This window comes from Caldimonas sp. (assembly GCF_046289365.1).
Lineage (GTDB): Bacteria > Pseudomonadota > Gammaproteobacteria > Burkholderiales > Burkholderiaceae_C > Caldimonas.
Genome location: NZ_JBKBVU010000017.1, coordinates 13134 through 33248, shown reverse-complemented (window position 1 = coordinate 33248; position 20115 = coordinate 13134). Strand labels below are relative to the sequence as shown.

The 20115-nt window shown below is 68.2% G+C and carries 22 protein-coding genes; 7 read left to right on the top strand and 15 right to left on the bottom strand.

The window, feature by feature from the left end; genetic code table 11:
- From ACK42S_RS03445 to ACK42S_RS03435, 3 genes are all read left to right on the top strand, one after another.
- The coding region (locus ACK42S_RS03445) for an ATP-binding cassette domain-containing protein (protein ID WP_409703363.1) at positions 1-938 on the top strand (938 nt) is incomplete at its 5' end.
- 95 nt (positions 939-1033) lie between these two features.
- On the top strand, positions 1034-1537 hold the full coding sequence (locus tag ACK42S_RS03440; protein WP_409703360.1) for a MarR family winged helix-turn-helix transcriptional regulator: 504 nt from the start codon (positions 1034-1036) through the stop codon (positions 1535-1537).
- Between the two features lie 38 nt (positions 1538-1575).
- Entirely contained in the window at positions 1576-2001 is a 426-nt protein-coding gene (locus tag ACK42S_RS03435; RefSeq protein ID WP_409703357.1) for an organic hydroperoxide resistance protein, read from the top strand.
- Between the two features lie 9 nt (positions 2002-2010).
- Here the strand turns inward: ACK42S_RS03435 and ACK42S_RS03430 are convergent, their stop codons facing one another.
- Positions 2011-2943, bottom strand: a complete 933-nt coding sequence (locus ACK42S_RS03430; protein ID WP_409703354.1) for an asparaginase — start codon at positions 2941-2943, stop codon at positions 2011-2013.
- A gap of 141 nt (positions 2944-3084) precedes the next feature.
- Between ACK42S_RS03430 and lexA the strand changes: the two genes are divergently transcribed.
- Positions 3085-3765: a transcriptional repressor LexA gene (gene lexA / locus ACK42S_RS03425; protein WP_409703351.1), complete on the top strand. Its 681-nt coding sequence runs from the start codon at positions 3085-3087 to the stop codon at positions 3763-3765.
- Between the two features lie 155 nt (positions 3766-3920).
- Positions 3921-4700 (top strand): hypothetical protein, encoded by a 780-nt coding sequence (locus ACK42S_RS03420; protein WP_409703348.1) that lies wholly within the window; start codon positions 3921-3923, stop codon positions 4698-4700.
- 42 nt (positions 4701-4742) lie between these two features.
- Here the strand turns inward: ACK42S_RS03420 and ACK42S_RS03415 are convergent, their stop codons facing one another.
- From ACK42S_RS03415 to guaB, 11 genes are all read right to left on the bottom strand, one after another.
- A complete protein-coding gene (locus ACK42S_RS03415; protein ID WP_409703345.1) occupies positions 4743-6368 on the bottom strand; it encodes an ABC transporter ATP-binding protein in 1626 nt (541 codons plus the stop codon).
- On the bottom strand, positions 6365-7477 hold the full coding sequence (locus tag ACK42S_RS03410) for an ABC transporter permease (RefSeq protein WP_409703342.1): 1113 nt from the start codon (positions 7475-7477) through the stop codon (positions 6365-6367). Before ACK42S_RS03410 ends, ACK42S_RS03415 begins: the two co-directional genes overlap by 4 nt.
- Positions 7461-8489, bottom strand: a complete 1029-nt coding sequence (locus ACK42S_RS03405) for a microcin C ABC transporter permease YejB (RefSeq protein WP_409703340.1) — start codon at positions 8487-8489, stop codon at positions 7461-7463. Before ACK42S_RS03405 ends, ACK42S_RS03410 begins: the two co-directional genes overlap by 17 nt.
- Positions 8490-8492: 3 nt before the next feature.
- Positions 8493-10277: an extracellular solute-binding protein gene (locus ACK42S_RS03400; RefSeq protein ID WP_409703337.1), complete on the bottom strand. Its 1785-nt coding sequence runs from the start codon at positions 10275-10277 to the stop codon at positions 8493-8495.
- Positions 10278-10335: 58 nt separating this feature from the next.
- Positions 10336-11262 carry an LD-carboxypeptidase gene (locus tag ACK42S_RS03395; RefSeq protein ID WP_409703334.1) on the bottom strand — a complete coding sequence of 309 codons (927 nt, stop codon included), beginning with the start codon at positions 11260-11262 and terminating at the stop codon, positions 10336-10338.
- Positions 11259-11846 carry a tRNA adenosine(34) deaminase TadA gene (gene tadA, locus ACK42S_RS03390; RefSeq protein WP_409703331.1) on the bottom strand — a complete coding sequence of 196 codons (588 nt, stop codon included), beginning with the start codon at positions 11844-11846 and terminating at the stop codon, positions 11259-11261. The genes ACK42S_RS03395 and tadA overlap by 4 nt, the downstream gene beginning before the upstream one ends.
- Complete coding sequence (locus ACK42S_RS03385; protein ID WP_409703328.1) at positions 11843-12061, bottom strand: hypothetical protein; 219 nt, start codon at positions 12059-12061, stop codon at positions 11843-11845. The genes tadA and ACK42S_RS03385 overlap by 4 nt, the downstream gene beginning before the upstream one ends.
- A gap of 94 nt (positions 12062-12155) precedes the next feature.
- Positions 12156-12674: a 2'-5' RNA ligase family protein gene (locus ACK42S_RS03380; RefSeq protein ID WP_409703325.1), complete on the bottom strand. Its 519-nt coding sequence runs from the start codon at positions 12672-12674 to the stop codon at positions 12156-12158.
- 47 nt (positions 12675-12721) lie between these two features.
- On the bottom strand, positions 12722-13678 hold the full coding sequence (locus ACK42S_RS03375; RefSeq protein WP_409703322.1) for a YcjF family protein: 957 nt from the start codon (positions 13676-13678) through the stop codon (positions 12722-12724).
- Positions 13679-13827: 149 nt separating this feature from the next.
- Entirely contained in the window at positions 13828-15429 is a 1602-nt protein-coding gene (gene guaA / locus ACK42S_RS03370; RefSeq protein ID WP_409703319.1) for a glutamine-hydrolyzing GMP synthase, read from the bottom strand.
- A gap of 69 nt (positions 15430-15498) precedes the next feature.
- Positions 15499-16971 carry an IMP dehydrogenase gene (guaB, locus tag ACK42S_RS03365; protein WP_409703316.1) on the bottom strand — a complete coding sequence of 491 codons (1473 nt, stop codon included), beginning with the start codon at positions 16969-16971 and terminating at the stop codon, positions 15499-15501.
- Positions 16972-17140: 169 nt separating this feature from the next.
- Between guaB and ACK42S_RS03360 the strand changes: the two genes are divergently transcribed.
- Positions 17141-17644: a DUF4124 domain-containing protein gene (locus tag ACK42S_RS03360; RefSeq protein WP_409703313.1), complete on the top strand. Its 504-nt coding sequence runs from the start codon at positions 17141-17143 to the stop codon at positions 17642-17644.
- Here ACK42S_RS03360 and ACK42S_RS03355 read toward each other — a convergent pair whose 3' ends face one another.
- Positions 17645-17965, bottom strand: coding sequence for an RnfH family protein (locus ACK42S_RS03355; protein ID WP_409703310.1), 321 nt, complete (start codon positions 17963-17965; stop codon positions 17645-17647).
- A 1-nt stretch (position 17966) separates the two neighbouring features.
- Entirely contained in the window at positions 17967-18419 is a 453-nt protein-coding gene (locus ACK42S_RS03350; protein WP_409703307.1) for a type II toxin-antitoxin system RatA family toxin, read from the bottom strand.
- 47 nt (positions 18420-18466) lie between these two features.
- Here ACK42S_RS03350 and smpB point away from each other — a divergent pair, with 47 nt between their 5' ends.
- Positions 18467-18931, top strand: coding sequence for an SsrA-binding protein SmpB (gene smpB, locus ACK42S_RS03345; protein ID WP_409703304.1), 465 nt, complete (start codon positions 18467-18469; stop codon positions 18929-18931).
- On the opposite strand, the gene ACK42S_RS03340 is transcribed toward smpB, so the two are convergent.
- Positions 18911-20113, bottom strand: a complete 1203-nt coding sequence (locus ACK42S_RS03340) for a PLP-dependent transferase (protein WP_409703300.1) — start codon at positions 20111-20113, stop codon at positions 18911-18913. The two genes, smpB and ACK42S_RS03340, sit on opposite strands and share 21 nt — an antisense overlap.
- Positions 20114-20115 lie beyond the last annotated feature (2 nt).

Below are 20115 nucleotides of genomic sequence, written 5' to 3'. Positions count from 1 at the left end.
TCCTGCGCGACGTGAACCGATCGGTGCTGGCCGGCCAGCGCATCGGCATCCTCGGCGCCAACGGCCAGGGCAAGTCCACGCTGGTCAAGACCATCGCCCGCAGCCTGCCGCTGCTGCGCGGGCGCATCACCGAAGGCAAGGGCCTGGCCATCGGCTACTTCGCCCAGCAGGAGCTGGACGTGCTGCACCCGGCCGACACCCCCTTGCAGCACATGATCCGGCTCGCCCGCGACGTAGGCCCCCAGGCCCGCGAGCAGGAGCTGCGCGACTTCCTCGGCCAGTTCCGCTTTGTGGGCGACATGGTGATGCAGCCCGTGGGCAGCATGAGCGGCGGCGAGAAGGCCCGCCTGGTGCTGGCCCTGCTCGTGTGGCAGCGCCCCAACCTGCTGCTGCTGGACGAACCCACCAACCACCTCGACCTCACCACCCGCGAAGCGCTGAGCATGGCCCTCAACGAGTTCGAGGGCACGGTGATGCTGGTCAGCCACGACCGTGCACTGCTGCGCGAGGTGTGCGACGAGTTCTGGCTGGTCGCGCACGGGAGCGTGACCCCCTTTGACGGCGACCTCGACGACTACCAGCGCTGGTTGCTGGACCAGGGCCGCGAGCGGGCCCAGGCACACCGGCAGCCGCCGGCCGCCGCTGCACCAACGGCCGCGGCCGCCCGCCCTGCGCGTCAGGACCGGCGCGACCCGCAACGTCAGCAACGTCTCGAAAAGGCCCGGCCCTTGAAGAAGGAACGGGTCGCCATCGACGAACGGCTGGCCGCCCTGGGTCAGGAGAAGGCCGCCCTCGAAGCGGCGTTGTCCGGCGGCGAAGGCACGCCGGAGCAATGGGCTCAGCAAGGCCGCCGGCTCAAAGAGATCGGCGAACAGATAGAGCAACTCGAGACGCGCTGGCTCGAACTCAGCGAACAGCTGGACCAGTTGGAAGCCTGAGGCGCCGGGCACCAGCCGGTGCCGGGCTGGCCGGTATAGGCCTCTCTGTCGACAATTAAATTGCGCGCAATTAAATTGCGCATTACAATTGAGCCATGCCGAATTCCACCCCTCCCATCGCCGACACCCAGGGCCTGCTGCAGCTCGACAAGCAGTTGTGCTTTGCGCTCTACGCCACGTCACTGGCGATGACCAAGCTCTACAAACCCCTGCTCGACCGGCTGGGCCTCACCTACCCGCAGTACCTGGTGATGCTGGTCCTTTGGGAGCATGGCGAGCAGACGGTGAGCGAACTGGGCGAGCGGCTGTTCCTCGATTCCGGCACGCTCACGCCCCTGCTCAAGCGCCTGCAGTCGGCCGGTCTGGTGGACCGCCGCCGTGACAGCGCCGATGAGCGCCGCGTGATCGTCCACCTCACCCCGGCGGGCGAGGCCCTGCGTGAAGCCGCCGTCCAGGTGCCCGTCGAAGTGGCCTGTGCCACCCGGTGCAGCCTGGAAGAGATCGCCGAGTTGCGTCAACGCCTGCACGGGCTGCGCCAGCGTCTGAGCCTGCACACCACCCCCTCGGCCATCGCCCCCGTGAAACGGCGGGCCGCCTGAGCCCCCTGCCCTCCCACCCACCCACTGAAAGGACGACCATGCCTCTCGAAAAAGTGCTCTACCAGGCCCAAGCCACCTCGACCGGCGGCCGCGACGGCCGTTCGGTGTCCTCCGACGGCGCCCTCGACCTGCGGCTCAGCACTCCCAGGGAACTCGGCGGTGCCGGCGGCCCCGGCACGAACCCCGAGCAACTCTTCGCGGCGGGCTACTCCGCCTGCTTCATTGGCGCCATGAAGTTCGTGGCCGCCCAGCGCAAGATCGCCCTGCCAGCCGACACCGCCATCACGGCAACGGTGGGCATCGGGCCCGTGGCCCAGGGCTTTGGCATCGAGGTCGACCTGGCCGTGTCCCTTCCCGGCATGGAACGCACCCAGGCCGAAGCCCTGGTGCATGCCGCCCATCAGGTGTGCCCCTATTCCAACGCCACGCGCAACAACATCGACGTGCGACTGCACCTGGTCTGAGCCCCGGGCTCAGGCCCGCATCAGCTCCAGCATCAGCGCCACGCGGGCCTTGGCCGGGGTCAAGGTGCCGGCCGAGGGCCATTGCCGCGGATGCTCCCCGAGCACCGGCCCCATGCCACAACGGCTGGCACGCCACACCGTCACCCCCTGCGCCTGGGCCTCGGTCAAGGCGGCTTCGAGGGCCACATGGATGGTGCCGTTGCCGGTGCCCGCCACCACGAGGCCGCGCACACCGGCGCGCACCAGGGCTTGCACGGCCTGTGCCCGCGCACCGGCCCCGCTCGTGACGATCTCCACCCAGGGCCACGCCGTGGGCTCCAGGGCCAGCAGGGCTTGCAGGCCCAGCGCAGGTCCCTGCGGCCAGGGGCGCAGAATGCGCAACCGGCCTGCCTCCACCAGCGCCACCGGTCCTGCATCGCCGGAATCGAAAGCGTCCACCCGGTAGGTGTGAGCCTTGCGCACATCGGCCGCCGCGTGCACCCGGCCCGACAGCACGGCCACCACCCCCCGGGCCTGCGGCCAAGCCGCCACCGTCACGGCATCGGCCAGGTTCTGTGGCCCGTCGGCCGACAAGGCCGTGGCCGGACGCATCGCCGCCGTCAGCACCACCGGCTTGGCCGGCGCCAGCACGGCCTGCAGGAACCAGGCGGTCTCCTCCAGGGTGTCAGTGCCATGCGTGATGACGACCCCGGCCACCTCGGGCCGCGCCACCGCACGGTCCACGGCCCGGGCCAGCTCGCGCCACACACCGAAGTCCATGTCCTTGCTGTCCACCTGGGCGAGCTGGAGCATCTCCAGAGGCTGGCCGGACAGCGCTGGCACGGACGCCAGCAACTGCGCCACGCCAATCTGGGCCGCGGTGTAGCCGGTATGGTCGGCCGCGCTGGCGGCCGTGCCGGCAATCGTGCCACCCGTGCCGATGACCACGACGGTCTGGTGCATGTTTTGCATTTTTCTGGAAGCTGGATAAAAATACAGATACTGGATGCGCAACCAGTCAGTGTGCAGCCAGGACGTACACCGGGCCGGGGCGATCGCCATCAGCCCGGCCGATGGCCGCGACCCACCACCCGACCCACGCCCATGGACACGTTCGAGACCCCCAAGCTCACGGCCCGCCAGCAGCAAATCCTCGAGCTCATCCAGAGCGCAATCGAGCGCACCGGCGCTCCCCCCACGCGGGCCGAGATCGCTGCCGAACTGGGTTTCCGCTCGCCCAATGCCGCCGAGGAGCATCTGCAGGCCCTGGCCCGCAAGGGCGTCATCGAGCTGGTAGGCGGCACCTCGCGGGGCATCAGGCTGAAGTCTGACACATTGCGATCGCTGGCCGAGTCGCGCATCCGCCAGTTCAGCCTGCCGCTGCCCGGCCTGGCCCAGCTCGCCCTGCCCCTGGTGGGCCGTGTCGCCGCAGGCAGCCCCATCCTGGCGCAGGAGCACATCGACCAGACTTACCACGTCGAGGCCGGCCTGTTCCAGCGCAAGCCCGACTTTCTGCTGAAGGTGCGCGGCATGAGCATGCGCGACGCCGGCATCCTCGACGGCGACCTGCTGGCCGTGCAGGCCACGCGCGAGGCCAAGAACGGCCAGATCGTCGTGGCCCGCCTGGGCGACGAGGTCACGGTCAAGCGCCTGCGCCGCCAACGGGGTCACATCGAACTGGTGGCCGAGAACCCCGACTACCCCACCATCGTCGTCGAGCCCGGCCAGGACTTCGAGCTCGAAGGCATCGCCGTGGGCCTGATCCGCAACACCATGCTGATGTAGCCGCTGCCGCTTCCGGCCTGCTGCAGGTGGTGGGCGCAGGTGCGAAGGGGTGTCCCCTCGCACAGGCCCTGCAGCCTGGCCCGCTGCGCCTTGGGCGCAGCACCCGTCCCAATCCTGCCGAATGTCATGTGGTTGGTTGATCTTCGGAGATGGACATGAACGACTCGGCTTTTCCCACACCGTGGTGGCAACGCATGCGGCTGCAGCCCCGGCCCGCCATGCCCCGCTGCCTGCCCACGGGCCATGCTCGCCTTGATGCCGCTTTGCCCGGCGGGGGCTGGCTGGCCGGGCAGGTGCTGGAAGTGTGCACCCCCCAGGCCGGTGAGGCCGAATGGCGATTGCTCGAAAACGCCATTCGACGCGGCGTGCAAGAGGGGCGCCCCCTGGCCCTGGTCCAGCCGCCGCGTGGCCTGCCCCACCACCCCGGGCTGCTGTCGCTCGACGGGCCTCTCACCTGCTGCTGGCCGGGCGCCGCCCCCCAAAGCCCGGTCCAGGCCGGCGTCCAGTGGCTTCAGGCCCACCCCGCAGGCCTGCTGCTGCTGTGGGCCCAGGAGATGTCTGCCTCCGCCTGGCGTGCGCTCTCGCGTGCCGCCCGCCGTCACGCCGCCCATGTGCTGCTCGTACGTCCGGCCCTGACGCGCTGGGACGACAGCCCGGCGGAGGTTCGTCTGAGCCTGCTGCCGGGCCGAGGTCGCCACTGGGATGTGCGTGTGCAGACCCCGGCCAGTGCGGCCGCGGTGCTCGTTCGGGTGTCGCTGGATGACGAAGGCGGCGTGAAGCCGCCAATGGGCCTCGCACCCATGGCCGCTCTGAAGGTGGCCGTCGATCCGGCCGACCGGCGCCGCACGGCCTTGTGCGGCACCTTGGCCCAGGTGTGTGACGAACTCGAGCGCCTGGCGCGCCGGGAAGACGAGGGGTGGCCCCTGGCAGCCTGAGCCCTGGCAGCCTGAGCCGTGGTGACGGGGTGCTCTCGACGCTCAGGCGGAGACGGGCACGGTGGCCGCGGCCACGAGCCGCTGCGTGTACGGATGGCGCGGCGCATCGAGCACCTCATGCATCTCGCCGGACTCGACCACCACACCGTCCTTCATCACGATGACGCGGTGGGCCATCGCACGGATCACGTCCACATCGTGGGTGATGAGCAAGTAGGCCAGACCGTGCTCGCGCTGCAGCCTCTGCAGCAGACCGAGTATCTGCTTCTGGATGGTCACGTCCAGCGCGCTGGTCGGTTCGTCCAGCACCAGCAACTGCGGCTTCACGATCAGCGCTCGCGCGATCGCCAGGCGCTGGCGCTGCCCTTCGGAGAATTCATGCGGATAACGCGCCAGCAAACCCGGGAACTGGGCTTCGGTGAGACCCACATCGGCCAGGGCCTGCCGGACCCGCTCGCGGCGCTCGCCGGCATCCAGCGCGGGCTCATGCACCCGCAAGCCCTCGCCGACGAGCTCCTCGACCGTCATGCGCGGCGACAGGGAGGAAAACGGGTCCTGGAAGACCACCTGGGCCACGCGCCGCAGGGGACGGTCAGCCCGCGGCGAACCCTGCCAGGACTTCCCGGCCAGACGCAGTTCACCCCCGCTGGGCAGCAGCCCCAGCACCGCCAGGGCCAGGGTGGATTTGCCCGACCCCGATTCGCCGATCACCCCCAGCGTCTGCCGCGGCGCAAGCATCAGGCTCGCACCCTTGACCGCCACGAACTCGCCGCGGCCGAACCAGCCCCGCAAGCCAGGCCGTGGGATGGAGTAGACCACCCGGAGGTCGCGGGTGTGCAGCAGCCCGTCCTGCGAAAGTGGCGCGGCCACCGCATCGACGACGTCGCGCTCGGGCCGGCTGTCGATGAGCTTGCGGGTGTAGGGATGCCGGGGCCGGCTGAACACCTCGGCCACCGCGCCCTCCTCGACGAGGTGGCCGTTCTCCATCACGGCCACCCGGTCGGCGAAGCGGCGCACCAGATGGAGGTCGTGCGTGATCATCAGCACCGCCATGCCGCGACGGCGCTGCAGTTCGTTCAGCAGATCCAGGATCTGGCCGCGCAGGGTCACATCCAGCGCGGTGGTGGGCTCGTCGGCCAACAGCAGGCGGGGCTCGCCCGCCAGCGCCATCGCGATCATCGCGCGCTGGCGCTGGCCGCCCGAGAGCTGGTGCGGGTAGGCACGCGCACGGCGTTCGGGCTCGGGGATGCCGGTGTCGGCCAGCAATTGCACGGCCCGCTCCCACGCCTCAGCCGGGGGGAGGCCCTTTTTGAGCTGCAGCACCTCGACGATCTGATCGCCCACGGTGTAGAGCGGGTTCAGGGCCGTCATCGGCTCCTGGAAGATCACGGCCACCTCCTGGCCGCGCACCCCCCTGAGCTCGCGCTCGCTCAGGGCGAGCAGGTCGCGCCGCTGGCCGCCATCGCCTTGCAGCCAGGCCTGGCCCTCCACCTGGGCCGACGGCAGCAGACGCAGCAGGCTCAGGGCCGTGACGGTCTTGCCCGAGCCGGACTCACCCACGAGCGCCAGCTTCTCGCCTGGCTTGACGTGCAGGTCCACGCCGTGCACCACTGCCTTGCCGCCAAAGCTCACGCGCAGGCCGCGCGCTTCCAGCAGCATCCCGCTCATGCCTGGGCCTCCTTGGGGGCGGTCGTTGCCGGGGGTGTGGGCTGCGGTTGCGGCGGGTCGGGCACACGCGGATCCAGGGCATTGCGCAGCGCATCGCCCATGAAGGTCAGCAGCAGCAGGGTCAGCACCAGCACGCCAAAGGTGGCCAACGAGATCCACCAGGCATCGATGTTGGCCTTGCCCTGGTTGAGCAACTGGCCCAGCGACGGTGTGTCGGCTGGCACCCCCAGGCCCAGGAAGTCCAGCGAGGTCAGGGCCAGGATGGCGGCACTCATGCGGAAAGGCAGGAAGGTCACCACCGGGGTGAGGCTGTTGGGCAGGATGTGACGCCAGATGATCTGGGCATTGCTCACGCCCAGCGCACGCGCCGAGCGCACGTAGTCCATCTGCCGGTTGCGCAGGAACTCGGCACGCACGTAGTCCGACAGCCCCATCCAGCCGAACAGGCTCAGCAGCACCAGCAGCAGCCCGAGGCTGGGCGAGAACATCGCGCTGAAGATGATGAGCAGATACAGCTCCGGCATCGAGGCCCAGATCTCGATGAGGCGCTGCATCGTCAGGTCGATGCGCCCGCCGAAAAAGCCCTGCACCGCCCCGGCGACCACGCCCAGCACCACGCCGATGGCCGTGAGCGCCAGCGCGAACAGCACGCTCACCCGAAAACCGTAGATGAGCTGGGCCAACATGTCACGCCCCCGGTCGTCGGTGCCCAGCCAGTTGTCGCGCGACGGGCCCGAGGGGTTGGGTTCCTTGGCGAAGTAGTTGATCGTGCGCGGGCCGTAGGGGTTGGGCGGATAGATCGCCCAGTTGCTGCCCTGGTTGAGCCGCTCGCGGATGAAGGGATCCAGGTAGTCGGTGGGCGTCTCGAAGTCACCACCGAACACCGTTTCCGGATAGTCATGCAGGAGCGGCACGTAGAACCGGCCTTCGTAGCGCACCAGCAGCGGCCGGTCATTCGACAACACCTCGGCGAAGAGGCTGAGCACGACCAGGGTGCAGAAAATCACCAGACTGCAGAATCCCAGCCGGTTGTGGCGGAAGCGCCGCCAGGCCCGCCGTGTGGGGCTGTTCGAAGCCACGGCGCGCACGGGGTCAGTCGAACTTGACACGCGGATCCACCCAGACGTAACAGAGATCGCTGATCAGCTTGGTGACCAGGCCGATCAATGTGAACAGGTACAGCGTACCCAGCACCACCGGATAGTCGCGCCGGATCACGCTCTCATAACTCAGGAGGCCCAGGCCGTCGAGGGAGAACAGCGTCTCGATCAGCAGCGCGCCGGTGAAGAAGGCGCCGACGAAAGCCGCCGGAAAGCCCGTGACGATGGGGATCAGCGCATTGCGCAAGACATGCTTCCACAGCACCTGGCGCTCGCCCAGGCCCTTGGCGCGCGCGGTCAGCACGTACTGCTTGCGGATCTCTTCGAGGAAGGCGTTCTTGGTGAGCATCGTGGTCACTGCAAAGCTGCCCAGCACCATCGCCGTGACCGGCAGCGTGATGTGCCAGAGATAGTCCACGATGCGTGCGCCCCAGCTCAGTTCCTCCCAGTTGGCCGAGGTCAAGCCGCGCAGCGGGAACCACTGGAGCTGTCCGCCAAAGATCACCAGCAGTGCCACACCGAGCACGAAGCCCGGAATCGCATAGCCCACCAGCACGAGCAGCGTGGTCACGAGGTCGAAGCGCGTGCCGGCACGCACCGCCTTGGCCACGCCCAGCGGCACGGCCACACCGTAGCTGAGCAGGAAGGTCCACATTCCCAGGCTGATCGACACCGGCAGCTTCTCGACGATCAATGCCCACACGTCCTTGTTTTGGAAGAAGCTCTGCCCCAGGTCGAAGCGGATGAACTGGCCGAGCATCTGCACAAAGCGTTCGTGGGCGGGCTTGTCGAAGCCGTAGAGCGCCTTGATCTCCTCCAGCCGCTTCGGGTCCACGCCTTGGGCGCCGCGGTAGGCAAAGGCCCCGCCCTCACCGCCGGTGCCGGGCGCGGCACGGGCTTCGGCCAGGTACTGCTCCACCGGGCCGCCGGGCACGAACTGCACCACGATGAAAGTAATGAGCAGCACCCCCAGCATCGTGGGGACCATCAGCAGCACTCGCTTGAGGATGTACGACCACATGGCTTACTTGGCCCACCAGGTGAACATGGCCCAATCCTCGCCCTGAATGTAAGGAGGCACCGTCTGCGGACGTGCCAGGCGCCATTGGTTGTAGGCAATGCGGTGGGTGGGCGCGGTCCATTGGGGGATGAGGTAATGGCTGTGCGCGATCACCCTGTCCAGCGCACGGCAGGCCGGCAGCAATTCGGCCTGGGTGCGCGCCGCACTCATGCGCTCGATCAGGGCATCAACGGCCGGATGGCTCACGCCGGCGTAGTTGCCCGAATCGGGCGTGCGGGCTGCCTGGCTGCCGAAGAGGTCGGCGTACTCGCTGCCGGGGTTGTGCGTCCCTTGGAAGGCGATCGTCATGATGTCGAAGTCGAACTCCCGCAGGCGCTGCTGGAAGAGAGCGAAATCCACCGCGCGATAGACCAGCCGGATGCCGAGCTTCTCGAGGTTGCGGGCCCAGGGCATGACAATGCGCGCGCCGGCTTCGTTGCTGTCCAAATATTCCAGCACCATGGCTTGCCCCTGCGCATTGCGCAGCACCCCGTCTTGCACCGTCCAGCCCGCCTCGGCCAGCAAGGCCTTGGCGCGACGCAGATTGCCTCGCAGCGAATGGTCGCCATCGGTGCGAGGGGGCACGTACATGGGGCCGAACACGGCGGAGGGCAGCCGGCCGCGCCAGGGTTCGAGCAGGGCCAGCTCCTCGGGCGAAGGCTCATTCTGGGCCTGGCAGGCGGTGTTGCCGAACAGACCCGTCACCCGTTGGTAACTGTTGTAGAAGAGCTGCCGGTTCATCCACTCGTAGTCGAAGGCCAAGCCCAGGGCCTCGCGCACGCGGATGTCCTTGAGCTGGTCGCGCCGGGTGTTGAGCACGAAGCTCTGGAAGCCCGAAGGCAGGCGGTGCCGGAACTCGCCCTTGACCAGTTCGCCCGAATCGAAGCGCCGGCCGGTGACACGCCGCGTCCAGTCGCCCGCCGAGAAGAAACGCATCATGTCGAACTCGCCGGCCTTGAGCGCCTCCAGCCGGGCGGTGTTGTCCTTGTAGATCTTCACCGTGATGCGGTCGAAATTGACCGTGCCGCGGCGCACATTCAGGTGGCGCCCCCAGTAGTCGGGGTCGCGCACATAGGTGATGTCCTTGCCGAAGCGCACCGGGCCGATCCGGTAGGGCCCGCTGCCGATGGGCGTGTCCATCACCACCTGGTCGAAGGGCTTGCCCTGCCCCCATTCGTGGCTGAACACCGGCAGGCCGCCCACGGTCAGCGGCAGTTCGCGATTGGGCCGCAGGAAGCGATAGCGCACAGTGCGCTCGTCCAGCACGTCCAGGCCCGCCACATCGGCCAGCAGCGTCTTGTAAGCCGGCGAGGTATGGGGCCCCATCAAGATGTCGTAGCTGTGCTTGACGTCCTTGGCGAGCACGGGCGAGCCATTGTGAAAACGGGCTTCGCGCCGCAGCCGGAACGTCGCGCTCAGGCCGTCGGGGGCCACGTCCACGCTTTCAGCCAGCAGACCATAGCCGCTGGCCGTCTCGTCGAGCGAGCCGATCAGCAGCGACTCGAACATCAAGGTCGACAGGTAGGCCGGCGCATTGCCTCGCAAGGTGAAGGGGTTGTACTTGTCGAAGGTGGACACGCGCAGGTTGCTCACCAGGCGCAGCTCACCGCCCTTGGGGGCCTCGGGATTGACGTAGTCGAAATGGGCAAAACCCGCCGGGTACTTCAGGTCGCCCCACAATGCGTATCCGTGTGCCGCCCACACCGGCAGCGCCACGCACCACAGCAGCAGACCCCACACGCATCTCATGTGGCGCATTCTGCATGAAGCCCGCAGGCTTCCTCCACGCGGGCAGCTCGGGAGAAACTCACCATGCGATCAGCGCATCTCGCCCCTGCACCACCAGTTGCACCTTGGCACCCACCGGCAGGGTCACCTTGGTCGCCACATGGCCGAAGGGCAATCCCGTGAGCACCGGCGTGCGGGTGAGGGCGCGCACATGCGCCACCACCGACTTCAGCGTGTAGCCCCGGTCCAGCGGTGAAGGCTTGAAGTCGGTGAAACGCCCCAGGACGATGGCCTTTTGCGCATCGAGCACGCCAGCCTGGCGCAGTTGCAGCAGGTCGCGCTCGATCCGGTAGGGATGCTCGTTCACGTCCTCCAGGAAGAGGACGCCACCCTTGACCCGGGGCCAGTGCGGCGTGCCCAGCAAGGCGTTCACCATGCACAGGTTGCCCCCCCACAGGCGCCCCTTGACCTCCAGCCCGTCGAAACCGGCCTCGGTGCGAAACCCCACGGCCTCGAGCTCGCCGCGCATCGCCTCGAGGAAGCAGTCCTGCGTGACCTCGTCCACCACCTCGGCGCCGAAATCGAAGCAGGCCATCGGTCCGGCATAGGTCACCCCCTCCACCCCATGGGCCAGCAGGGCCAGTTGCAGGGTGGTGAAGTCGCTGTGGCCGACCCAACGCGTGCCGCGCTCGACGCTGCGCCCGATGCGGCGGTAGTCCAGACGGTCCAGCAGCCGGGTCAGGCCGTAGCCACCGCGCAGGGCCATCGCGATGTCGCTGCCCCCGTCGGCCACGCGGTACAGCGCCGCCAGGCGGGTGTCGTCATCGCCGGCAAAGCGCTGGTGGCGCGTCAGCGCGTCCTCGTCCAGGCTCACTTCGAAACCGAGCCGGCGCAGCCGTGCCATCGCCCGGCGGGCGACCGCACGGTGCGCCACCACACCGGAGGGCGAGAAAAGCACCAGGCTGCGGGGCGCCGGGGCGGCGTGGGCGTGTTCATGAAACTTCAACGGGGGGGCTCCAGATCGGGAAACTCGCTGACCTCGCCGGTCGGAATGGGGGCGTCGTCCGTGGCAGGCTCATCCTGACCAGGCTGCGATGACTCGGGCTGGCGCCGCAGCCGGTAGGCGGCACGACGTTCGGCAAAGAAGTCTCGCAGCACCTGCCCACAGGCCGGCGCCAGTACACCGCCCTGAACCTGGGTGTGATGATTCAGCCGGCCCTCGGCGAAGAGGTCCACCACCGAGCCGGCCGCGCCGGTCTTGGGGTCGGCAGCACCGAAGACCACGCGCTTGAGGCGTGCATGCATCAGGGCCATCGCACACATCGCGCAGGGTTCGAGGGTGACGTAGAGCTCGCACTCGGGCAGGCGGTAGTTGCCGAGCAACTGGGCCGCATGGCGCAGCGCGACGATCTCGGCGTGCGCCGTGGGATCGTGTTCGGTGATGGGCCGGTTGTAGCCGGTGGCGATCACCTTGCCTTCACGCATCACCACCGCACCCACCGGGACTTCGCCCACCAGCCAGGCATTGTGGGCCTGGTCCAGCGCGATGCGCATCGCGTACTCGTCCTGCAGACGCTGCTCCTCGCTCATTCATCCACCTTGCGCGCGGGCTGCTGCAGGGCCTGATCCAGCCCCTGGCGGAACTGCTGGAGCTGCTGCGACGGGGTGCCCCGGGGGGCCGCGGACGCAGGCGTCTCGGCGGCGGGCGAGGCAGGCAGCGCCACCTGGGTCAGCGATTTCTTCGCCAACACGGCCACGAGGGCCAGAACGGCCAGCACGGCGGCGAGACTGAAAAGGACACGCATCGACGGGACGGATTCTTGCAAAGCCCTGTTTCTAGCACGATCCGGCGCAGGGCTCACCCCGGCAGGGGTCCCGTCGTTGCCTCAGACACTGCACTCAGCCCCCCCAGCGCCCAAGCACGACGTGACGGCGCAGCCCGGCCAGGCTGTGCACCAGGACGAAATCCCGCGCCTGCCAGCAGATGGGCGCCACGTCCTCGGGCAGCAGATGCACCGGTTCGCGGCCGAGCGTGAGGTGGGGCGTGAAAGACCCGGGATGGCGCACCAACCCCAGCCGCCGTCCATGCCCGGCCAGCGCCACGTGCAGACGCCGCAGCGGTGCATTGTCCCGGCTCGGGCACAGCACCAGGGGGTGATAGCCGGGCCGGCCGTCGAAGCTCAACAGCCGGTCCAGGCAAATGCGCAAAGGCTCCATCACGACACGCTGGGCCGCGACGCCGGCCGCCTCGATCACTTCGGCCGGCAGCCCATCGAAGCGACCGATGTAAAGCAGCGTGATGTGCCAGCAGTGCCTCGGCACCGGGCGGCGGTGGAACACCCCCCGACGCATCAGATGGTCAACCACGGCCTGGATCCCAACCTGCGCCTGCTCGTCCGGCAGCAGGGCAAAGAACAAATTGTCGCCGCCCCGAGGCGAAGGCGGGGACGGCGTGCCCGCCATGCTCAACCCTGGCGGACGAGATTCATCACCTGCGCGGCGTCCAGCGTGCGTGCCCGTTCCTGCATTTGCGGCAGGTAACGCGCCTGCAGACCCTGGGCCTCGCGCGTCATCCCAGCATAGGCGTCCTTGAGCATCTGTGCGGACAGCGCCCGCCCGCCGGCGTAGTAGCGCTTGGCCACATGGCCCAGCGCATAGGTCGCCGCGAAGCTCATGCCCGAGCTGACCGCCTGCTTGCCCAGGCCGCGCAGCAGCCCGCCGCCCACCGAGCCCAGCAGGCCGCCGATCAGCTTGCGCCCGGCCTGCTCAAGGTACTGCGAGGTCAGGCCCACGCCGGCGGTGGCCAGGAAGTCCTTGACATGCCCACGATCCAGCTCGTAGCCATAGGCCTTGCCGATGCGGTACACAAGCTTCATCTGCAGCGGGATGATGGCCAAGGTCGAGATCGACTCCGGCAGCAATTCCAGCGCGCCATTGAGGATGGCCGCGTTCAGGATGGCCGCGTCGAGTTCGGCCTCGTTCACGGACGGTCGGGCCGTTGCTGCCGCGCCAGCCGGCGCCGGCGCAGGCGCGGGTGCGCTCATCGGCACGGTCGCCAAGGCTTCGGCCTGCTGTGAAATGGTGGCGGCCACGCCCGCCTCCAGGCCCAGAGCCCGGGCCAGATCGGCCAGGAAGGCCTGCTCCACGCTCGACTGGGCCCCGTCGGCGTCGCACACGCCCACGGCCATCTCGTAAGCGAGCTGCCTCGATTCAGCGCTGGACAAGGACGCAACAGCAGAGGCCAATGACACGCGCTTCATCAGCACGTCCTGCACGAGCGTGGGCACGTGGATGCCGTCGTCGCCCGCCAGTCCCTCGGCAATGCGCCGGATCTCGGCGCGCTCGCGCTCGTGCTTGCTGCCATCGGCAAACGCTGCCAATAAGCTGATCGTCACGATCGCCCGGGTTTCGTCAGCGGTCATAGGGTTCTCCTTGAGGAGCCTTAGTGTCACCACCCAGCTCACAGGTTCCCCATCGGGCGGGACAAACACCCGATACGCTGCAGCCCCAGGGCCGCATGCCAGATCAGATCAGGGCCGAATTCTTCGTCGTCGACAGGCGGCCGCCCACTTCACTCCCACTCGATCGTCGCCGGAGGCTTCGAGCTCACGTCGTAGGTCACGCGGTTGATGCCACGCACCTCGTTGATGATGCGGCCCGACACGCGCTTGAGCAGGCTATAGGGCAATTCGGCCCAGTCGGCCGTCATGAAGTCGCTGGTCTGCACGGCGCGCAGGGCCACCACGTAGTCGTAGGTGCGGCCGTCGCCCATCACGCCCACGCTCTTGACCGGCAGGAAGACGGCAAAAGCCTGGCTGGTGAGCTCGTACCAGCTCTTGCCGGTGGCCTCATCTTTGGTGTTGCGCAGCTCCTCGATGAAGATGGCGTCGGCCCGGCGCAGCAAGTCGGCGTAGTCCTTCTTCACCTCTCCCAGGATCCGCACGCCCAGGCCGGGGCCCGGGAAGGGGTGGCGGTAAACCATCTCGGGCGGCAGGCCCAGGGCCACGCCCAGTTCACGCACCTCGTCCTTGAAGAGTTCGCGCAGCGGCTCCAAGAGCTTCAAGCCCAATTGCTCGGGCAGGCCGCCCACGTTGTGGTGGCTCTTGATGGTGACGGCTTTCTTGGTCTTGGCGCCACCGGATTCGATCACGTCGGGGTAGATGGTGCCTTGCGCGAGCCAGGCCACGTGGCGGGCGTGGGTTTCCTTGATCTTCGCGGCCTCGGCCTTGAACACATCGACGAACAGGCCGCCGATGATCTTGCGCTTGGCCTCGGGGTCACTGACGCCCGCCAGCTTGCCCAGGAACAGATCACTCGCATCGACGCGCACCACGCGGGCGTGCAGCTTGCCCGCGAACATGTCCATCACCATATCGCCTTCGTTCAGGCGCAGCAGGCCGTGGTCGACGAACACGCAGGTGAGCTGGTCGCCAATGGCACGGTGGATGAGCGCGGCAGCCACGCTGGAATCGACCCCGCCCGACAGGCCGAGGATGACCTCCTCGTCGCCCACCTGCTCGCGGATGCGCGCCACAGCCTCCTCGATGTAGTCGCCCATGATCCAGTCGGCCCGGGCGCCGCAGATGTCGCGCACGAAACGGGTCAGGATGGCCTTGCCCTGCACGGTGTGCGTGACCTCGGGATGGAACTGCACCCCGTAGTAGCCCCGCGTCTCGTCGGCCATTGCCGCAATGGGGCAACTGGGCGTGGAGGCCATCAGCTTGAAGCCCGGGGGCAGCTCGGTGACCTTGTCGCCGTGGCTCATCCACACCTGCAGCATGCCGTAGCCGTCGGCGGTGCGGAAGTCCTCGATGCCGTTGAGCAGCCGGGTGTGGCCCCGCGCGCGCACTTCGGCATAGCCGAACTCGCGCTGGTCGCTCCACTCGACCTTGCCGCCCAGCTGCACCGCCATGGTCTGCATGCCGTAGCAGATGCCCAGCACCGGCACGCCCAGGTCCCACACCGCCTGCGGGGCGCGCAGCTCATGGTCTTCGTAGGTGCTGGCGTGGCTGCCCGACAGGATGATGCCCTTGGGTGCGAAGCGGCGGATGAAGTCATCCGAGACGTCGTTGGGGTGGATTTCGCAGTAGACGTGAGCTTCGCGCACGCGCCGGGCGATCAGTTGGGTGACCTGAGAGCCGAAATCGAGGATGAGGATCTTGTCGTGCTGCACGGTTCGGGCCTGTACTGAAAAGGAAAAAAGGCAGCACCCGGTGCTGCCTGTGTGAGTTTGTGGCGCCGATCACTCGACCCGGTAGTTCGGGGCTTCCTTGGTGATCTGCACGTCGTGGACATGGCTTTCGCGGATGCCGGCCGCGGTGATCTCGACGAACTCGGCCTTGCTGCGCATCTCCTCGATGGTGGCGCAACCGCAGTAGCCCATCGCCGCGCGCAAGCCGCCGGCCATCTGGTACAGGATGGCCACCACCGAGCCCTTGTAGGGCACGCGCCCCTCGATGCCCTCGGGCACGAGCTTGTCGGCGTTGGGGTTGGTGGTCTCGTCATTTTCCTGGAAGTAGCGGTCGGCCGAGCCGGCCTTCATCGCGCCGATCGAGCCCATGCCGCGGTAGCTCTTGTAGCTGCGGCCTTGGTAGAGGATGACCTCACCGGGCGCCTCTTCCGTGCCCGCGAACATGCCCCCCATCATCACGGTGCTGGCACCCGCGGCGATGGCCTTGGCGATGTCGCCCGAGTAACGGATCCCCCCGTCGGCAATGAGCGGCACGCCCGAACCGTGCAGCGCACTGGCCACGTTGTCGATCGCGGTGATTTGCGGCACGCCCACGCCGGCCACGATGCGGGTGGTGCAGATCGAGCCGGGGCCGATGCCGACCTTCACCGCATCCGCCCCGGCTTCCACCAGGGCCAGGGCGGCCGCGCCGGTGGCGATGTTGCCGCCGATCACGTCCACGCCGGGGAAGTTCTTCTTGACCCAGCGCACGCGCTCGATGACGCCGGCGCTGTGGCCATGGGCCGTGTCCACCACGATGACGTCCACACCGGCCTTGACCAGCAGTTCCACGCGCTCTTCCGTGCCTTCGCCCACGCCCACGGCTGCGCCCACGCGCAGCTTGCCTTGGGAATCGCGCGCGGCGTTGGGGAAATTGGTCTGCTTGGTGATGTCCTTCACCGTCATCAGGCCGCGCAGCTCGAAGGCGTCGTTCACCACCAGCACGCGTTCGAGCTTGTGCTTGTGCATGAGGGCCTTGCCTTCTTCGAGCGAAGCGCCCTCCTTCACCGTGACGAGCCGCTCGCGCGGCGTCATGATCTCGCGCACCGGCGCATCCATGCGAGTCTCGAAGCGCAGGTCGCGCCCGGTGACGATGCCCACCACGGTCTTGCCCTCGAGCACCGGGAAGCCCGAGACGCCGTGCTGGTCGGATAGGGCCTTGACCTGGCGCACCGTGGTGTCGGGCGAAATGGTGATCGGATCGCGCAGCACGCCCGATTCATAGCGCTTGACCTTCGCCACCTCGGCAGCCTGCTCGCGCGGCGAAAGGTTCTTGTGGATGATGCCGCAGCCGCCTTCCTGGGCGATGGCGATCGCCAGCCGCGACTCGGTGACGGTGTCCATGGCAGCGGACACCAGCGGCAGGTTCAGGGTGACGTTGCGGGTCAGACGGGTCGCGAGTGAGGTGTCGCGCGGGAGGACTTGGGAGAACGCCGGCACCAACAACACATCGTCGAAGGTGAGCGCTTTACCGAGGAGGCGCATGAGGAAAACTCCAGACGCAAAACATGATTATACGGAACCCCCTTTTCCCTCTTGCCGTGTGGGAGGGCCCCACCGTGCCGGCTGCAGGATGTGCGATCCGTCACGAACCGCGGCCCGTGTGCGCCGCCGGCATGCGGCGGCGGCGCGGCCCAGGGCTACACTTGCCCACATGAAAAATTCCACGTCTTTCGTGCTGCGGGCCGGGCTTGCGCTGGCCCTGGGGCTGGCGTCGGCCTTGCCGGCGGCGGCGCAGTGGAAGTGGAAGGACAGCGCCGGCAAGGTGCAGTACAGCGACCGTCCCCCGCCCGCCTCGGTGCCGGAGCGCGACATCCTGCAGCGCCCTTCGAATGCCCGCAGCATCGCGCCCCCGCCGGCAGAGGCCGCCGCCGCGCCGGCGCCGGCCGCATCCCCTGCCGGCGTGGACAAGGACCTCGAGGCCCGTCGTCGGCAGGAAGAACAGGACCGCGAGGCCAAGGCACGCGCCGAGAAGGAGCGCATGGCCCAGGTGCGCGCCGAGAACTGCACCCGGGCTCGCAGCTACATGCAGACGCTCGACAGCGGGGTGCGTATCGCGCGCACCAATGCCAAAGGCGAGCGGGAGTTTCTCGGGGATGAGGCCCGTGCCGCGGAAGCGGCCCGTACCCGCGAGATCATCGCCGCCAACTGCGACTGATCAGGCCGGCGTTGAGCGGCGGCCTTTGGCGTTCCGAAGCTTGGGGGCCTGCTTGCGGTAGCGCAGCCGCCGGGCTTCCTTCGGATCGACCGTGAGCGGGCGGTAGACCTCGACCCGGTCACGCTCGCGCAGGGCATCGTCCAGCCCGACCAGGCGCCCCCACACCCCGACGCGGTGTCGGACGGGATCGAGCAGCCCGTCATGGCGCTCCAGCAGGCCGCTGGCCTGCAAGGCCTGGCGCACGGTGGCGCCTTCGGGCAGGTCGAGCATCACCCGTTCCACGGCGTGGGGGGCACGGGCATAGACCACCTCGACCCTCACCTCAGCGCGCTCCGTAAACCTGCTCGGCCCGCCGCACGAAAGAGTCGACGAGGGTGTTGGCGATGCGGTCGAACACCGGGCTCACCAGAGCCTGCAGCGCCGTGCTGGCAAAGGCGTAGCGCAGATCGAGCTCGACCTTGCAGGCCGCAGGCCCGGATGGGCCACTGCCCAGGGGCAGGAAGCGCCATTCGCCGGCCAACTCCGAAAAGGGCCCGTCCACGAGTTCGACCACCACCAGCTCGGGCGCCTGATGGGTGTTGCGCGTGGTGAAGGCGTGATGCAGGCCGGCGTAACGCAGCGTCAGGCGTGCCGTCATTTCGTGCTCGGTCTCGGACAGGATCTCCGCCTTCTCGCACCAGGGCAGAAAGGCCGGATACTGCGCCACGCCGGTGACGAGGTCGTACATCTCGCGCGGCGAGTACCACAGCAGGACGGACTTCTTGACGTGCTTCATACAATGCCGGGATTGTAGTGAGACCCCGTGCCCCCACCTTCGCTGTCATGACCATCGCCGAAAACCGCAAGGCCCACTTCAACTACCTCATCGAAGAACGATTCGAGGCGGGCATCGTGCTGTCCGGCTGGGAGGTCAAGGCCATCCGTGCCGGCCAGGTGCAGCTCACTGACGGCTACGTCGTCATCAAGGATGGCGAGCTCTACCTGATCGGCTGCCGTATCAACGCCCTGCGCACCGCCTCCACCCACGTGCGCCCCGAGGCCGACCGCACCAAGAAGCTGCTGATGCACAAGGACCAGATCCGGCGGCTCATCGGGAAAGTCGAGCAAAAGGGCTACACCCTGGTGCCGCTCAACCTGCACTACAAGGGCGGCCTGGTGAAGGCCGAGATCGCGCTGGCCAAGGGCAAGCAGTTGCATGACAAGCGCGAAACCGAGAAGAAGCGCGATTGGGAAAGAGAGAAAGGCCGCCTGATGCGGCACAAGGTCTCATCCGGCCCGAAGGACTGAGTCCTTCGCCTGCGCCAGGTCGGCGATCAGGTCGTCCACGGCTTCCAGGCCGATGCACAGGCGCACCAGCGTGCCCTGGTAGGGCGTGGGCAGGCGCCGCATGCGCGAGGCGTGATAGGGCACCGCCAGACTCACCGGCCCGCCCCACGACCAGGCGATGCGAAACACCCTCAGCGCATCCACGAAAGCATCCCCCTGCGCCGGCGTGAAGCGCGGGTCCAGCTCCACCGTCAGCAGCCCGGCCGCAGCCGAACACAACGACTGCCAATGCTCATGGCCCGGCGAGCCCGGCGTGGCCGGGTGCAGCACACGCACGAACTCGGGCTGAGCGCTGCACCACTGCGCAATGCGCCGTGCCGCACGGTCCTGGGCGTGATAGCGCAGCTCCAGCGAAGGCAGCGAACGCAGCACGGCTTCCACATCATTCAGGCCCACGCCCAGACCCAGGCGGCTGTGGGCCCAGGCCAGGGTCTGGTACAACGCGGGGTCGCGGCAGGCAATCGAGCCCATCAGCACATCGCCGCCGCCCGAGGGGTATTTGGTCAAGGCATGCACCGTGAGGTCCACGCCCAGGCCCTCGCCCAGATCGAAGGGCGCAAAGGCCAGGCCCGCGCCCCAGGTGTTGTCCAGCGCCACCACGGCCTGCGGCGCCTTCTCGCGCACCGTGCGCACCAGGGTGCGCAGGTCGGGGAACTCCAGCGTCACCGATCCGGGCGCCTCCAACCACACCAGCTTCACCTCGGGCGACAGTGCGGCGGCGAGCGAGGCCGCGTCCATCGGGTCGTAGAGCCGGTGCTCGATGCCCCAGTGGGCGAGCTCGTGCTCGACGAAGTTCAGGCTGGGCCCGTAAACGTTGTCGGGCAGCACCACCCTGTCCCCCTGGCGCAGCAGCGCGATATCCACCGTGGTGATGGCCGACAGGCCGCTGGGCGCCAGCAGCACGTGGCGGGCACCTTCGAGCGTGGCCAGGCGCTCCTCCAGCATGAAGGTGGTGGGCGTGCCGTGCAGGCCGTAGGTGTAGGCGCTCTTGTCGTCCCAGCGCCGCTGGCGCAGGGCTGCCACGTTGGGGAAGAACACCGACGAGGCCTTGTACACGCCCGGCACCGTCGCATCGAACTCCGATGGCGGCCGGTAGGGATGGTGGATGAGCTGCGTGCTCAGGCGGGGCGGGCGGGAGGTCATGG